This is a genomic window from Streptomyces sp. NBC_00076 (assembly GCF_045041235.1).
Lineage (GTDB): Bacteria > Actinomycetota > Actinomycetes > Streptomycetales > Streptomycetaceae > Streptomyces.
Window position 1 is genome coordinate 3,610,893 of record NZ_CP108242.1, and the last position, 15,753, is coordinate 3,626,645.

At 71.9% G+C, this 15,753-nt stretch carries 14 protein-coding genes; 2 read left to right on the forward strand and 12 right to left on the reverse strand.

Annotation, left to right across the window (positions count from 1 at the left end; all coding sequences use genetic code 11):
* Window positions 1-14: 14 nt before the first annotated feature.
* The 7 genes from OHA64_RS16465 to OHA64_RS16495 all read right to left on the reverse strand — a co-directional run bounded on the left by OHA64_RS16465 (window position 15) and on the right by OHA64_RS16495 (window position 6,952).
* The gene (locus tag OHA64_RS16465; protein ID WP_405613640.1) at window positions 15-374 is read right to left on the reverse strand and encodes an MmcQ/YjbR family DNA-binding protein; all 360 of its coding nucleotides are present in this window, start codon (window positions 372-374) and stop codon (window positions 15-17) included.
* Entirely contained in the window at window positions 371-1,681 is a 1,311-nt protein-coding gene (locus OHA64_RS16470; RefSeq protein WP_405613641.1) for a hemolysin family protein, read from the reverse strand. The genes OHA64_RS16465 and OHA64_RS16470 overlap by 4 nt, the downstream gene beginning before the upstream one ends.
* On the reverse strand, window positions 1,678-2,175 hold the full coding sequence (gene ybeY, locus OHA64_RS16475; RefSeq protein WP_405613643.1) for an rRNA maturation RNase YbeY: 498 nt from the start codon (window positions 2,173-2,175) through the stop codon (window positions 1,678-1,680). Before ybeY ends, OHA64_RS16470 begins: the two co-directional genes overlap by 4 nt.
* Window positions 2,176-2,187: 12 nt before the next feature.
* Window positions 2,188-3,246, reverse strand: coding sequence for a PhoH family protein (locus OHA64_RS16480; protein WP_405613645.1), 1,059 nt, complete (start codon window positions 3,244-3,246; stop codon window positions 2,188-2,190).
* A 152-nt stretch (window positions 3,247-3,398) separates the two neighbouring features.
* On the reverse strand, window positions 3,399-4,520 hold the full coding sequence (locus OHA64_RS16485; RefSeq protein WP_405613647.1) for a carbohydrate kinase family protein: 1,122 nt from the start codon (window positions 4,518-4,520) through the stop codon (window positions 3,399-3,401).
* Between the two features lie 243 nt (window positions 4,521-4,763).
* Complete coding sequence (locus tag OHA64_RS16490; protein ID WP_405613649.1) at window positions 4,764-6,059, reverse strand: glucarate dehydratase family protein; 1,296 nt, start codon at window positions 6,057-6,059, stop codon at window positions 4,764-4,766.
* On the reverse strand, window positions 6,056-6,952 hold the full coding sequence (locus tag OHA64_RS16495; RefSeq protein WP_405623997.1) for a 5-dehydro-4-deoxyglucarate dehydratase: 897 nt from the start codon (window positions 6,950-6,952) through the stop codon (window positions 6,056-6,058). Before OHA64_RS16495 ends, OHA64_RS16490 begins: the two co-directional genes overlap by 4 nt.
* Window positions 6,953-7,102: 150 nt before the next feature.
* On the opposite strand from OHA64_RS16495, the gene OHA64_RS16500 reads away from it, so the two are divergent.
* On the forward strand, window positions 7,103-7,885 hold the full coding sequence (locus OHA64_RS16500) for an IclR family transcriptional regulator (protein WP_405613651.1): 783 nt from the start codon (window positions 7,103-7,105) through the stop codon (window positions 7,883-7,885).
* 208 nt (window positions 7,886-8,093) lie between these two features.
* Window positions 8,094-9,425 carry an MFS transporter gene (locus OHA64_RS16505; protein WP_405613653.1) on the forward strand — a complete coding sequence of 444 codons (1,332 nt, stop codon included), beginning with the start codon at window positions 8,094-8,096 and terminating at the stop codon, window positions 9,423-9,425.
* A 36-nt stretch (window positions 9,426-9,461) separates the two neighbouring features.
* Here the strand turns inward: OHA64_RS16505 and OHA64_RS16510 are convergent, their stop codons facing one another.
* The 5 genes from OHA64_RS16510 to OHA64_RS16530 form a co-directional block, all read right to left on the reverse strand.
* Window positions 9,462-10,454 (reverse strand): adenosine deaminase, encoded by a 993-nt coding sequence (locus tag OHA64_RS16510; protein ID WP_405613655.1) that lies wholly within the window; start codon window positions 10,452-10,454, stop codon window positions 9,462-9,464.
* A gap of 20 nt (window positions 10,455-10,474) precedes the next feature.
* Window positions 10,475-11,380 (reverse strand): ribonuclease Z, encoded by a 906-nt coding sequence (locus OHA64_RS16515; protein ID WP_405613657.1) that lies wholly within the window; start codon window positions 11,378-11,380, stop codon window positions 10,475-10,477.
* A 6-nt stretch (window positions 11,381-11,386) separates the two neighbouring features.
* The gene (locus OHA64_RS16520) at window positions 11,387-11,740 is read right to left on the reverse strand and encodes a histidine triad nucleotide-binding protein (RefSeq protein ID WP_405613658.1); all 354 of its coding nucleotides are present in this window, start codon (window positions 11,738-11,740) and stop codon (window positions 11,387-11,389) included.
* Between the two features lie 122 nt (window positions 11,741-11,862).
* On the reverse strand, window positions 11,863-15,090 hold the full coding sequence (locus OHA64_RS16525) for a S41 family peptidase (RefSeq protein ID WP_405613660.1): 3,228 nt from the start codon (window positions 15,088-15,090) through the stop codon (window positions 11,863-11,865).
* A gap of 74 nt (window positions 15,091-15,164) precedes the next feature.
* Window positions 15,165-15,713 carry a hypothetical protein gene (locus tag OHA64_RS16530; protein ID WP_405613662.1) on the reverse strand — a complete coding sequence of 183 codons (549 nt, stop codon included), beginning with the start codon at window positions 15,711-15,713 and terminating at the stop codon, window positions 15,165-15,167.
* Window positions 15,714-15,753 lie beyond the last annotated feature (40 nt).

The window sequence follows — 15,753 nt, forward strand, 5'->3', positions numbered from 1 at the left end:
CGGCGGGCCAGGGTTCACGCACGGTCGAGCCGAAGCCGCTCCGCGCGCGGCAACCCCGCCACCACCAGGTCGTACGAGTCCTCGACCAGCTCCCGCACCAGCCCGTCCGGCAGGTCGCCGTCCACCGTCACCGTGTTCCAGTGACGCTTGTTCATGTGCCAGCCGGGGACGATCAGTCCCGGGTGTTCGCCCCGCAGCCGGATCGCGTCCTCCGGGTCGCACTTGAGGTTGACCGTGAGGGGACGGGCGTCCAGCGTGGTCAGGGCGAAGAGCTTGCCCAGCACCTTGAAGACCGAGATCTCCGGCCGGAACGGGAAGTCCTCCACGGCCTCGTTGAAGGACAGACAGAACGCGCGCAGCTCCTGGGGTGTCACTCCGGCTTCTTCTCCTCGTCCTCCGGCGGCCCCGCCGGGTCCACCGGCTCCACCAGCACCGTCACGATCTTGTTCCGGCGGCCCGCCGAGGCCTCCGCGGTCAGCCTCAGTTCCCGGCCGTCCGGAAGCCCGACGACCGACGACGCCCCGGCGATGGGCACGCGGCCCAGGGCCTTCGCGAGCAGGCCGCCGACGGTCTCCACGTCCTCGTCGTCGTACTCCTCCAGGCCGTACAGCTCGCCGAGGTCGGTGATGTCGAGGCGGGCGGTGACCCGGTGGCGGTCGTCGCCGAGGTCCTCGACGGGCGGGAGTTCGCGGTCGTACTCGTCGGTGATCTCCCCGACGATCTCCTCGAGGATGTCCTCGATGGTGACGATGCCGGCGGTGCCGCCGTACTCGTCGATGACCACGGCCACGTGGTTGCGGTCCTGCTGCATCTCGCGCAGCAGGTCACCGGCGTTCTTGGTGTCGGGGACGAAGGCCGCCGGGCGCATCGCCGTCGACACCAGCTCGCTCTCCGCGTCCCGGCTGATGTGCGTCTTGCGGGCCAGGTCCTTCACGTACACGATCCCGACGATGTCGTCCTCGTTCTCGCCGGTGACCGGAACACGCGAGAAGCCCGACCGCAACGCCAGAGTCAGCGCCTGACGGATCGTCTTGTACCGCTCGATGACGACCAGGTCGGTCCTCGGGACCATGACCTCCCGTACGAGCGTGTCGCCCAGCTCGAAGACCGAGTGCACCATGCGGCGCTCCTCGTCCTCGATCAGCGACTCCTTCTCCGCGAGATCGACCAGTGCGCGCAGCTCCGCCTCGGAGGCGAAGGGACCGCGACGGAAGCCCTTGCCGGGGGTGAGCGCGTTGCCGATGAGGATGAGGAGGGACGGGATCGGGCCCATGATCCGCGCCAGCGGCAGCAGGATGTACGCCGCCGCTGTCGCGGTGTTCAGCGGGTGCTGGCGGCCGATGGTGCGCGGGGAGACACCGACGGCGACGTACGACACGAGGACCATCACCCCGATCGCGACCAGGAGCGCCTCGGTGGTGCCGTCGAACTCCCGCAGACAGGCGTAGGTGACGAGCGCGGCGGCCGCCATCTCGCAGGCGACGCGCACCAGCAGCGCCACGTTGAGATAGCGGGTCGGGTCGGCGGCGATCTGGGCGAGCTTGGCGCTGCCGCGACGGCCGGTCCGTACGGCCTCCTCGGCGCGGAAGCTGGAGACGCGCGCGAGGCCCGCCTCCGCACAGGCGGCGAGCCACGCGACGACGACCAGGGCGACGGCGCCGGAGACGAGGGCGGGGCTCATGAGACGGTCGGGGCGGGGGACGGGCCGGTCAGGCCCTTCTCCGCGCGCCAGCCGTCCACGATGGCCGCCTGGAGGCCGAACATCTCGGCCTTCTCGTCGGGCTCCTCGTGGTCGTAGCCCAGCAGGTGCAGCACGCCGTGGACGGTGAGCAGCTGGAGCTCCTCGTCCATGGAGTGCTGCGTCTCGGCTTCCTCGCCCTGCTTCTTGGCGACCTCGGGGCACAGCACGATGTCGCCGAGGAGTCCCTGCGGGGGCTCGGCGTCGTCCTTCGACGGCGGACGCAGTTCGTCCATCGGGAAGGACATGACGTCGGTCGGCCCCGGCAGGTCCATCCACTGGATGTGCAACTGCTCCATGGCGTCCTCGTCCACGACGATCACCGAGAGCTCGGAGAGCGGGTGGATGCGCATCCGTGCGAGCGCGTAGCGGGCGATGTCGAGGATCGCCTGCTCGTCGACCTCGGTTCCGGACTCGTTGTTGACGTCGATCGACATGGTCGCGCTGGTCTACTTCCGCTTGTTACGGGCGCCCTTGTGGGTGCCGTTCTCCGTACCGTTCTGGCTGTCGTACTTCTCGTACGCGTCGACGATACGGCCGACCAGCTTGTGCCGTACGACGTCGTGGGACGTGAGCCTCGAGAAGTGCACGTCGTCGAGGCCTTCGAGGATGTCCTGAACCTGCCGCAGACCGGACTTCGTGCCGCTCGGCAGGTCCACCTGGGTCACGTCACCCGTGATCACGATCTTCGAGTCGAAGCCGAGACGGGTGAGGAACATCTTCATCTGTTCGGGGCTGGTGTTCTGTGCCTCGTCCAGGATGATGAAGGCGTCGTTGAGCGTACGGCCACGCATGTAGGCCAGCGGCGCGACCTCGATTGTCCCCGCCGCCATCAGCCGCGGGATCGAGTCGGGGTCCAGCATGTCGTGCAGCGCGTCGTACAGCGGGCGCAGATACGGGTCGATCTTCTCGTAGAGCGTGCCCGGGAGGAATCCGAGCCGCTCTCCCGCCTCCACCGCCGGGCGGGTCAGGATGATGCGGTTGACCTGCTTGGACTGCAGGGCCTGCACCGCCTTGGCCATGGCGAGGTAGGTCTTGCCGGTGCCGGCGGGGCCGATGCCGAAGACGATCGTGTGCTTGTCGATCGCGTCGACGTACCGCTTCTGGTTGAGGGTCTTGGGGCGGATCGTGCGGCCGCGCGAGGAGAGGATGTTCTGCGTGAGCACCTCGGCCGGTGTTTCCTGGCCGTCGCTCTCGCCGTTCTCACTGGCTCTGAGCATGGCGATCGAGCGTTCCACTGCGTCCTCCGTCATCGGCTGTCCGGTGCGGAGCACCAGCATCATCTCGTCGAACAGGCGCTGGATGAGCGCGACTTCGGCGGCCTCGCCGACCGCGCTGATCTCGTTGCCCCGGACGTGGATGTCGGCGGCCGGGAAGGCCTTCTCGATCACGCGCAGCAGGGAGTCGCCGGAACCCAGCACGGTCACCATGGGGTGCTGGGCGGGGACGGTGAACTGCGCTCTGGCCTGCCCCTGCGCGGGTGTGTGAGCTGTGGGTGTCTGAGTCATGGGCCGGCGCTGTAGGCCTGCGGTTCCTCCTCGTCACGGCCGCGTAGCTGAGAGCGGCCTCGCGATACCAAGGGTACGACGGTGCACTGACAACGCCGTAGGGCTTTTCCCTGCCTGTGCCGGGAGTCCGGGGGCGTCGGCCCCGAGGACGCTCATGTCGACCGGCCGAACCCGATCGTCGGCACCGCCCGCCGCAACGGCCACGGCCGCCCGGCCTCCTCCGGCACCAGCCCCGCCAGGAACCCGTACCGCCGCAGCGCCACCGGCTCCTGCCCCTCCACCGACTGCACTTTCCGCCACCACGCGCCGATCTCGGACCATCCCGGCGCCGACAACGAGCCGCCGAACTCCTGCACCGACAACGCTGCCGTGAGCCCGCCGAACGCCAGCCGGTCGGCGAGCGGCCACCCCGCCAGCGTTCCGGTGACGAAGCCCGCCACGAAGACGTCCCCCGCGCCGGTCGGATCGAGTGCCTCCACCGCGATGGCCGGCACCTCCGCCGTCTCCCCCGTCCGTCGGTCCACCGCGTACGCCCCCTCCGCACCGAGGGTGACGACGGCGAGCGGTACGTGAGCGGTGAGCGCGTGCGCCGCGGCCCGGGGGCAGTCGGTGCCGGTGTACCGCATCGCCTCCTGAGCGTTCGGCAGGAACGCCTCGCAGTGTTCGAGATCGGCGAGCCCCGCCAGATCCCACGCCCCGGTGTCGTCCCAGCCGACGTCGGCGAAGATCCTGGCGCCCTTGCCCGCGGCCTGGGCGATCCAGGAAGCGCGGGTGCCGGGAGTGAGGGAGGCGATGGCGGCACGCGCGCGCGGGGGGCAGTCCGGCGCGGGTTCCTCCGGGGGCGGCTCGTGGCCGTGGGAGACCATGGTGCGCTCGCCCTCGTACGCCATGGAGACGGTGACCGGGGAGTGCCAGCCGACGACCGTGCGGGAGGGGGCGAGGTCGATGCCCTCACCCTGCTCCAGGGTGTCCCAGCAGTACTCGCCGTAGTGGTCGTCGCCGAACGCGGCCGCCAGCGAGGTGCGCAGGCCGAGCCTCGCCAGCGCGGTCGCCATGTTCGCCACGCCTCCGGGGCTCGACCCCATGCCGCGGGCCCAGGACTCGGTCCCGCGCACCGGGGCGGAGTCGAGCCCGGTGAAGATGATGTCGAGGAACACGGGGCCGGTGAGGTAGACGTCCCAGGGCGGGTCGTCCGGCCTGCGCAGGGCGGCCAGCGGGTCGACCCTGGGCTGGTCTCGGTGGTCCTCTCCGACGGACGCGGTGGACGCGATCACGGTGCGCTCCCTGACGAGGTACGGATCAGGCCAGTCTGCACCACGCCACCGACAACGCGCCGTCGTCACACCGGAGCCGGGCCGAGCGGCAGGTCGGGGCCGGGCCCGCCGCCCGGGGCCCCTGGACCAGCCCGTCCACCCCGTCCACCCCGTCCAGGCCGACCAGCCCGACCGCCCGACGATGCCTGACCCATCGGCCCAGCACCCGGCGGCCCATCCCCCGGCGGCCCGTCTACGCGGCCCCTACCAGCGCGGCACAGCCGGCGTGACCCACTCCGGGTCCGCGACCCGCATCGCCGCCGCGTCGTCGCGCTCACGCAGCGACCCGTCGTCGTCGAACCACCGGCGGTGCAGGAACGCGAGCTTCTCGCGGTCGAGTTCGACGCCGAGGCCGGGTGCGTCCGAAACGGTGACCCGGCCGCCCTCGAAGGTCAGCCGTTCGGTGAGGACGTCCTCCGACTGCCAGGGGTAGTGGGAGTCGCAGGCGTGGTGGAGGTTCGGGACGGTGGACGCCACATGGGTCATGGCGGCCAGCGAGATGCCCAGGTGGGTGTTGGAGTGCATGGACACCCCGACCCCGAACGTGCGGCAGATCGCGGCCAGTTGCTGCGTGTTGCGCAGCCCGCCCCAGTAGTGGTGGTCGGAGAGCACCACCTGGACGGCGTCCCGGGTGAACGCCTCCTTGATCTCCGCGAAGGTCGTCACGCACATGTTGGTGGCGAGCGGCACTTCCGTTCGCGCGGCGACCTCGGCCATGGCCGGCGTTCCGAGGGCGGGGTCCTCCAGGTACTCGAGGACGTCCTCGAGCTCCTTCGCGACCTTCAGTGAAGTCTCCACGCTCCAGGCCCCGTTGGGGTCCAGACGCAGCGGGTGGCCGGGGAACGCCTCGGCGAGTGCCCGGACGGCCGCGATCTCCTCGTCCGGCGGGAAGACCCCGCCCTTGAGCTTGAAGGAGGTGAAGCCGTACCGCTCGGTGAACCTCCGGGCCTGCTCGACGACCCCGGCCGGATCGACGGCGGCACCCCAGTCGTCCTTCTCGGCGACCACGCCCGCGGGGTGGTCGGCCCACCGGTAGAAGAGGTACCCGCTGTACTCGACCGTGTCCCGGAGCTTGCCGCCGAGCAGGGCGTGCACGGGCAGGCCGAGGGACTTGCCGAGGGCGTCGAGGCAGGCGACCTCGAAGCCGGAGACGACGGACAGGCGGAGCTTGTCGGCGGTCTGGACGCCCCGCAGTCCGCCGACGTCGACCTGGCCGGTGACGCGGGCCCCGTCCACGGCCACCTCTTCGGCGACGACGAACAGGCCGCCCAGATCACTGACCTGACGCCCGATCAGCTTGGTGGCGAACGGTCGTGCCAGCTCCAGGTACTTCGTGTCGCCGTAGGTCTCGCCGACACCGGTGACCCCGTCCGCCGTCACGACCTCCACGATCAGCCGGGGGGTGTACGGCTGGTGCACGCCCTGGGTGTTCAGCAGCGGCGGATCGGCGACCAGGATCGGCGTCAGCCGTACCTCGGTGATGGTGAGGTCGCGGGTCACAGGGCGGCTCCTACGAGATCGAGTCCGGTGGTCAGCAACTTCTTGAGCTCGGCCAGGTCGGCGTCCGAGGGATCGGTGAGCGGGGCACGCACGGGTCCCACCGGGGCGCCGCGCAGTCGGGCCGCCGCCTTCACCAGGGACACGGCGTATCCGGGCACCCGGTCGCGGAGTTCGACGAGCGGGACGTAGAACTCGTGCAGCAGCTTGTCGACCGCGCCGTCGTCGCCGTCGCGCAGGGCGGTGAAGAAGGCGTTCGCGATCTCGGGGGCGAAGGCGTGGACCGCGGAGGAGTAGGCGGGGACGCCGACCGTGGCGTAGGCGCGGGCCTGGATCTCGGCGGTGGCGGCGCCGTTGAAGAACAGGAAACCCTCGGGGGCCGCGAGCGTGAGGCGTTGCAGCCGGTCGAGGTCGCTGTGGCCGTCCTTGAGACCGATGACTCCGGGGATCTCGGAAACCCGCCGGAACGCCTCGACGCCGAAGGCGACCTGCCCCCGCTGGTAGGCGATGAGCGGCAGCCGGGTGCGGGCCGCGATCTGCTCCAGCTGGGCGACCAGGCCGTCCTGCGGGGCGGCGACCAGGTAGTGCGGCAGGACGAGGAGGGCGTCCGCCCCGGCCTCCTCGGCGATGCGGGCGAAGCGGGCGGCCTGTGCCCAGCCGTAGCCGATCCCGGCGACGACGGGCACCCGGCCGCCGGCCTCCTCGACCGCGATGGTCACGACCTGGCGGTACTCGTCCTCGTCCAGGGAGAAGAACTCGCCGGTGCCGCAGGCGGGGAAGACGGCGCCGGGGGCGGTGGCGATCCGGTCGGCGACATGTGCGCGGAAGCCGTCCGGGTCGAGGGAGCCGTCGGCGTGGAAGCTGGTCAGCGGGAACGACAGCACGCCGTTCGCCATGCCCTCCCGCAGTCGCCGGGTCACGGCGTCCGTCTCGGGATTCACCCTCAATCATCTCCCCATGTAGACGTCATCTACGTATGAAGATGAAGGTTAGATAAGCGAACGAAATCCGTCAATGGCCCGGTCGCTCCCGATTACGATCGACACATGTCAGAGACAGCCGGCGTCCGTGAAGTGAAGTCGGCCGCGCGCACGGTCGAACTGCTCGAACTGCTCGCCGCCCGCGGTGACCGGCCGGCGCGCCTTCAGGAGCTCGCGGACGCGCTGGAGGTGCCCCGCAGCTCGATGTACGCGCTGCTCCAGACCCTGATATCGCGCGGCTGGGTGCGCACGGACGTCACCGGCTCCCTCTACGGCATCGGCATGCACGCCCTGCTCACCGGCACCAGCTACCTCGACTCCGACCCGCGCGTGCGGGTCGCGCGGCCGTATCTCGACGAGGCGTCCCAGGCGCTGGGCGAGACGATCCACCTGGGGCGGCTCGACGGGCGGGGCGTGGCCTATCTGGCGACGCGCGAGTCGCACGAGTACCTGCGGACCATCAGCCGGGTCGGGCGCCGGCTGCCGGCCCACGCGGGCGCGCTGGGCAAGGCGCTGCTGGCCGAGCGGCACGACACCGAGGTGCCCGAGGGACCCTACGAGGCGCTCACCCCGAACTCGCACACCGACCGGGCGTCCCTGCTGGCGGACCTCGCCGCCGTGCGGTCCCGGGGTTACTCCGTGGACCGGGAGGAGGGCGTCCTCGGCATCGTCGGCTTCGGCTTCGCCCTGCGGTACGAGTCCCCCGCCCAGGACGCCGTCAGCTGCTCGGTGCCGGTGGCCCGGCTGACGCCGGAGCACGAGGCCCGGATCGTCGCGGTGATGCGGGAGATCAGGGCCAAGATCGAGGCGACGGCACCGGGCGCGGGGGGCGCCCCGCGCTGGCGGTAGCCGCGGGGATCCCACCCTCGACCACCTGGAAAAGGTGCTCTTCTACCCGACCCCACCCGCCCCAAACACAACGTGCGCCACATCACACCCCCCGCGTTTCTTCTCCCAACCGCGTGCTTGATACAAATTGCCCGCGCGTTCCTGTCCGTCGACGGCCTGCGCCCAACCCCCTTCTGAGCCGCTTCTTTCGCATGCCCTGGGAACGCCCGTGTTCGCCCGCACCACCACGCCCTGGCCCCTCGTCGCCCTTTTCACGGCCGGGTACCTCGCCCCCTACCTCCTCCCCACCACCGTCGGCAGGCTGGACTCGGGACTCCCCCTGTCCGCCACGCAGGCGGGCGCCATCGGCAGTGCCCTGCTGCTGAGTTCGGCCTCGGCGGGCTTTGCGCTCGCCTCCCGCGTCGAGCGGATCGGCGCCCGGGCCCTGGCCCGCGTCGGGCTCACGCTGGCCGTCCTCGGCTACGGCACCGCCGCCCTCACCTCGTCCGTCCCCGCGGTCATCGCCGGCGCCGTGCTGGGCGGCCTCGGATCCGGTACGGCCACCACGGTCGCCGCCACCGGAATCGCCGCCCAGCCGGACCCGCACCGCATCACCACCCTGGGCCTGCTGAGCGTCTCCGCTCTCGCGGGCGTGGTCTACCTGACGGTGCCGCACCTCGGCCCCGGGCACGGCCAACCGCCGGCCGCGATCGCCCTCACCGCCCTCGCGGTCTGGCCCGTGACCGGACGCCTCCCGGAACGTACGGCCACGACCCGCCAGGTCCGCCGCACGCGGGACCCGCTGCCCCATCTCCCCGCCGGGCTGGTCCTGGCCGCCGCGCTGCTCCTGTGGTCCCTCGCGCAGAACTCCCTGTGGGGCGTCAGCGGCCGCATCGGTCTCACCCAGGCCCACCTCTCCGAGGCAACCGTCGGTGCCGTCTTCGCCGTGGCTCTGGGCGCGGGGCTCCTGGGAGTCCTGGGCGCGGGCGCGCTCGGTCCGCGACTCGGCCGGGCCCTGCCCGTCGGCGCGGGGACCGCCCTCATCGCGGGCTGTATCGCCCTCAGCGCCTCCGCCACCGATCTGACCGGCTTCGCGACCGGCGAGATCGCCTGGAACACGCTCTACCCGATCGTCCTGTCGTACGTTCTCGGCCTGGCCGCCTCCCTCGACCCGCGCGGGCGTTGGGCGGTGCTGGTCGGTTCCGCGTCCTCGCTCGGCACCGCGGCGGGCCCGCTGACCGGCAGCCTGCTGTCCGCGCAGGCCGGCTTCCCGGCGATGGGCGTGATCCTCGCTCTCGGGCTGCTCGTCATCACCCTGCCGATGACCGCCGTGGCCCTGCACACCACCGGACGCCCGCTGCTGTCCCGTGCGGTGCGGCTGCGGGGCGGCACGCCCTCCCTCGTGGTCGCCGCGTCGACCGGCACCCCGGCGGACGCGCTGCCCCAGGTCGTTCCCGAGCAGCCGGTCGTGGAGATCCCGATCGACGCCCCGGCCGTCCCCGCCCGGCAGGCCTACGACACGGCGGGCCCCCGACAGGCGTCGGGCACCCCCGGAGCCTGACGCCACCGCGCCCACCGGACTGGCCCCCGGCGGCGGTTACGAGAACTCGTACGCCTCCACCTCGGCGAGGTAGCGCGCCCGCCGCTCCTCGTCGTGCTCCAGGAAGGACGCGACGAAGGAGTTGCGGGCCAGCTCCCGCAGCCGGTCCTCGCCCAGGCCCAGCGCCTGACGTACGGCGTCGAAGTTGTCGCCGGCGTAACCGCCGAAGTAGGCCGGGTCGTCGGAGTTGACCGTGCACAGCAGCCCGGCCTCCAGCATCGCGGGCAGCGGGTGCTCGGCGAGGACGTCCACGGCCCGCAGCCGGACGTTGGACAGCGGACACAACGTCAGCGGTACCCGGTCCCGGACCAGACGGGCGACCAGCGCCTCGTCCTCCATGCACCGCAGCCCGTGGTCGATCCGTTCCACGCCGAGCACGTCCAGGGCCTCGGTGATGTACTCCGGCGGCCCCTCCTCACCGGCGTGCGCCACCCGGCGGAGGCCGAGGGCGGCGGCGGCCTCGTACACCTCGCGGAACTTGACCGGCGGATGCCCGACCTCGGCCGAGTCGAGCCCGATGCCGACGATCCGGTCGAGGTGGGGCTTCGCGGCCTCCAGCGTCTCGAGCGCCGACTCGGCGGACTCGTCCCGCAGGAAGCACATGATCAACTGCGTGGACACTCCGTGGTTGACCTCACTGCTGCCCAGCGCCCGCCACAGCCCCTCGACGACCGTCCCCATGCCGACGCCCCGCGCGAGATGCGCCTGCGGGTCGAAGAAGATCTCCGCGTGCCGTACGCCCTGGGTGGCGGCCCGGGCGAGATAGGCGTTGGCGAGGTCCTCGAAGTCCCGCTCGGTGCGCAGGACGGCCATGAGCTCGTAGTACAGGTTCAGGAAGGACTGGAGGTCCTCGAACTGGTACGCCTTGCGCAGCGCGGCCGTGTCGGCGTACGGCAGCTCGACGCCGTTGCGGGCGGCCAGCTCGAACGCCAGCTCCGGCTCCAGGGTGCCTTCGATATGGAGGTGCAGTTCTGCTTTGGGGAGGGACATCGAAGCATCGTACGGCTGCTCTATCGCCGTTTCGGAACCGGGACGCGCAGGAGATCGTGGGCGACGGTCAGCTCACCCTCGAAGCCGGCGGCCCGGGCCTGTCGTTCGAAATCCTCGGGCTCCGCGTACCGCTGGCTGAAGTGCGTGAGCACGAGATGCCGTACCCCGGCGTCCCGCGCGACGCGAGACGCCTGACCCGCCGTCAGATGACCGTGGTCTACGGCCAGTCGCTCGTCCTCGTCGAGGAAGGTCGACTCGATGACGAGCAGGTCGCAGCCCTCGGCCAGCGCGTGGACTCCGTCGCACAGCCGGGTGTCCATGACGAACGCGAACCGCTGTCCGCGCCGCGTCTCGCTGACGTCGTCGAGGCTGACGCCGTCGAGAACGCCGTCACGTTGCAGGCGGCCGACGTCCGGACCCTTGATGCCGTGCGCGGCGAGCCGGTCGGGCAACATGCGGCGGCCGTCGGGCTCGACGAGGCGGTAGCCGTACGACTCCACGGGGTGGGAGAGCTTGCGGGCCTCAAGGGCGTAGCCGCCCGGCGTCGCGATCACCCCGTCGGCCGCGACCGGTGCCTCGACGATCTCGACCGTCTCGCGGTAGGCGGTGGCGTACCGCAGCCGGTCGAAGAACCGTTGCCCGGAGCGCGGGTAGTGGGCGGTGACCTCGTGCGGGACCTTGTCGAGGTTGATCCGCTGGATGACCCCGGCGAGGCCCAGCGAGTGGTCGCCGTGGAAGTGCGTGACGCAGATCCGGTTCAGGTCGTGCGCGGCGACCCCGGCGCGCAGCATCTGGCGCTGGGTGCCCTCGCCGGGGTCGAAGAGAATGCCCTCGCCGTCCCAGCGCAGCAGGTAGCCGTTGTGGTTGCGGTGCCGGGTCGGGACCTGGCTCGCGGTGCCGAGGACGACCAACTCACGTACGGACACGATGACTTACCCGGGGGGCCACTGCATGCCGCGACCGCCGATGATGTGCGCGTGGGCGTGCCAGACGGTCTGGCCGGCGCCGCTGCCGGTGTTGAAGACGATGCGGTAGCTGTCCAGCTTCTCGTCGTCGGCGACGGCCTTGGTCTCGCGCAGCACGTCGGCGGCGAGTTCCGGGGCCTCGGTGGCGAGCGCGGCGGCGTCCACGTGGTGGGCCTTCGGGATCACCAGGACGTGGGTGGGCGCCTGGGGGTTGATGTCCCGGAACGCGACGGTCGTGTCGGTCTCGCGGACGATCGTCGCCGGGATCTGACCCGCGACGATCTTGCAGAACAGGCAGTCGTCCTGCGGTTCCCCTGCCATGGTCCCTCCGGGGGTTGAGCGGATGATCTCGTGCGGGCATCGTATCGTCGCCGGGTGCGGGTGATCGGTGGCTGGTCGCGCCCACGCGGCGGAGCCGCACATCGATACAGCCCCGCGCCCCTTTAGGTGGGCAGACTCGGCGGTGTCTTTGCCGGGCTGGCCTCCAGCGCCTCCAACGCCAGCCTCACCGCCTCGTCGAGTTGTACGTCCCGTCCCGCCGCGTAGTCCTGCGGGCGCTGTACGACCTCGACGTCCGGGTCGACGCCGTGGTTCTCGACGCCCCACTCGTAGTTCTCCAGCCAGAACGCGTACTTCGGCTGGGTGATCAGCGTGCCGTCGACCAGCCGGTACCTGCTGTCGATCCCGATCACGCCGCCCCAGGTGCGGGTGCCGACCACCGGCCCGATCCCCAGCGCCTTGATCGCCGCGTTGACGATGTCCCCGTCGGAGCCGGAGAACTCGTTGGCGACGGCGACGACCGGCCCGCGGGGCGCGTCCTGCGGATAGCTGTACGGCCGCATCCCGCGCGGCACCGCCCAGCCGACGATCCGCCGAGCCAGTTTCTCGATGACCAGCTGGGAGGTGTGCCCGCCCCGGTTGTCACGGACGTCGACGACCAGGCCCTCGCGGGCGACCTCGACCCGCAGGTCGCGGTGGATCTGGGCCCAGCCGGGCGCCTGCATGTCGGGGACGTGCAGATACCCGAGGCGGCCACCGGACTTCTCGTGCACGTACGCCCGCCGGTCCGCGACCCACGCCTGGTACCGCAGGGGTTCCTCGTCGGCGAGCGGGACGACGACCGCGTGCCGTACCTCACCGCCGCCGGACGGCGAGATGGTCAGCTCGACCGGCTTGCCCGCCGTACCGACGAGGAGCGGGCCGGGCCCGGTCACCGGGTCGACCGGCACGCCGCCCACCGCGACGATCGCGTCCCCGGCGCGCACCGCGACGCCGGGCGCGGCGAGCGGGGAGCGGGCGCCGGGATCGGAGGTCTCGGTCGGCAGGATGTGGTCGATGCGCCACTGCGCCGAACCCTGTGGGCCGTCGTCGTGGCGGGAGATGTCCGCGCCGAGGAGTCCTTGGCGGGCGCCGCCGCCGTAGCCGCCGCGCGGCATGACGTAGGCGTGCGAGGTGCCGAGCTCACCCTGGATCTCCCAGAGCAGGTCGACGAGGTCGTCATGGGTGGCGACCCGGTCCAGGACGGGGCGGTAGCGGTCCAGGACGCCGGTCCAGTCGACGCCGCTCATGTCCGCGCGCCAGAAGTGGTCCCGCATGACGCGGCCGGTCTCGTCGTACATCTGCCGCCACTCGGCGGACGGGTCGACGAGTTGCCGGATCCGGGTGAGGTCGACGGTGATGTTGGTGTCGCTGTCGTCGTCGTTGGAGGCGCGCCGGTCACTGGGGACGACCTTGAGCCGCCCGTCGGTCCACAGCAGGACCCGCTTGCCGTCGCCGCTGACCGCGAAGTGGTCGACGTCGACGGCGAGATGCTCGATGCGCTGCTGGGCGAGGTCGTAGCGCTCCAGCTCGGTGTGCGGGTCCGGGTCGTCGGGGGTCGCCCGGGAGGAGCCGAGCACTCCGCGCACCGGGTGCCGCAGCCACAGCACCCCGTCCTTCGCGGCCCGCAGGTTGGAGTAGCGGGCCGCCTCGACGGGGAACGGCACGATCCGGTCGGCGAGGCCCTCCAGGTCGATCCGGGTGGCCGGGGTGCCCTCACTGTCCGGGGTCTCGTCCTTGTCCGGTGCCTCGAAGGGACGGCCGTGCCGTTGCGGGCCGAACGGCGAGGGCGTGGTCGCGGCCAGGGTGATCAGGTGCGGGCGGTCGCCGACCACGAAGGCGAGGTCGAAGACGTGCTCGTCGTAGACCGGGTCGAAGGAGCGGTTGGAAAGGAAGGCGAGGTGTCGGCCGTCGAGGGTGAAGGCCGGGGAGTAGTCCTGGAAGCGCAGCGGGGTCGCCTCGGTGACCGACAGGTCGGTGGTGTTGGCGAGTCGCAGCTGGCGCAGCGGGCGCGGGCCGGGGTGCGACCAGGCGAGCCAGCTGGAGTCGGGCGAGAAGGCCAGGCCGGAGACGTCCCCGTCCTCGCTGCGGTCGACCTCGCGGACCTCGCCGGTCTCCCGCTCGACGAGCAGCACGCGCCCGTCGTGCGCGGCGACGGCGGCCCTGCTGCCGTCGGGCGCCATCGCCAGCCCGAGGACGCGGCCGAGCTGTCCGGCGGCGAGGCGGCGCGGGGTGGAGCCGGGGGCCAGGCCGGTGGCGGGCGCGAACTCCAGGGCGTCGTCGCCCTCCGCGTCCGTCACCCACACCACCCATTCCTCGCCGTCAGCGCGGAAGGTGCGCGGCAGCCGGGCCCGTACGCCGGGCTCGGCGGCGAGCGCGCGGGTGGGGCCGGAGCGGTGGGTGACCCAGTGCACGGCACCGCGGACGCCGATCGCGCTGCCGCGGGCGGTGTGGTCGGGGGCGCCGGAGCCGAACCAGCGGGCGGCGTTCACCGGGAAGGGCTGCCGGTCGACGCGTTGTCCGCCGAGGCGGATGTCGAGCCGGCGTGGCTCGGCGCCGTCCAGGTCGTCGAGGATCCACAGTTCACCGGCACTGGCGTACACGACCCGGGTGCCGTCGCCGGCCGCGTGCCGGGCGTAGTAGCCGTCGAGAGGTGTGTGACGCCTCAGGTCGGATCCGTCGGGGAGGGAGGAGTACAGCGCGCCGACGCCTTCGTGGTCGGAGAGGAACGCGATCCGGTCCCCCGCCCACACCGGGTACTCAAGGTTCCCGTCGAGCTCTTCGTGCAGCCGTACGAACTCTCCGTCGCCCTCCCGGTCGATCCACAGCTTGCCCGCCGTGCCGCCCCGGTAGCGCTTCCACCAGGCCGCCTCGCGTCCCACGGACGTGCACAGCACGACCGGGCCCGAGCCGCTGTGGGCGACGTCGCCGACGAGGCCGTACGGCAGTCGGGTGGCCGGTCCGCCGTCGAGCGGGACGGCGTGCGCCCACTTGCGGCGCAGGTTCGCCTGGCCGTGTGTGGTGATCACGAGGACCTGGCCGTCGGGGGTCCAGCCGCGTACCTGGGTCTGCCGACTGCCCCAGTGGGTGAGGCGCTTGGCGGGGCCGCCGTCGGCCGGGGCGATGTGCACCTCGGGAGCGCCGTCGCGGGTGCTGGTCCAGGCGACGGTCGTGCCGTCGGGGGAGATCCGGGGGTGGGCCACCGGCATGTTGTCGGCGCTCACCCGCCAGGCGCGGCCGCCGTCGAGCGGGGCGAGCCACACGTCGTCCTCGGCGGTGAAGGCGACCAACTCGCCGTGCAGATGCGGAAACCGGAGGTACGCGGGAGAGGGCGACGTCGCTGGCTGTGTCACCCGGTCACCCTATGCACGCGCGTCGCCCGAGAACAGGGGTTTCGATCACTTGACCAACCACCGCCGCCGGAAGATCACTTGCCCTCGACCGGCCGGCACGAGGGGTCGACCTGGCACCAGACGGTCCTGGTGACGGTCACCGTGACGGTGGGCCCGGGCTGTCCGGGCTGTCCGGGCTGTCCGGGCCGGCTGACGGGCGGGGTGGTCTTCGTGTCGCAGTCGCCGAGCTCGCTCACGTGGAACCACTGTCTGCCGTCGATCTTGGCGGTCAGGTCCCCGCGCACACAGGCGCCGCTCACGGCACGCGTCACCTTGCCGGTGACGGCGATGTCCTTCCCGTCGTCCGTCTCGCCCTTGCAGTCGACCTCGGCGACGGTGTTCTCGGTCGCGCTCGGGCTCGCCCCGTCGTCGTACGAGGCCGTGCAGTTGAGCCACCGCACGTCGGCCTTCTGCCGCTCCAGCTCGGCCGTCACGGTCTGATCGGTCGTGAAGGCCACGGTCGCGGTGTTCAGCCCGCCCGGCTCACAGGCCACGGCCCCGCCCACGGCGACCACGGCAAGTCCCGCCACGGCCACCACTCGCGGTCCGCGTGGCCGACGCCAAATCCGTCTCAACGCCCCCATGAAGGGCAGCCTGCCACCGTCCGGCCCACGACGGTAGAGC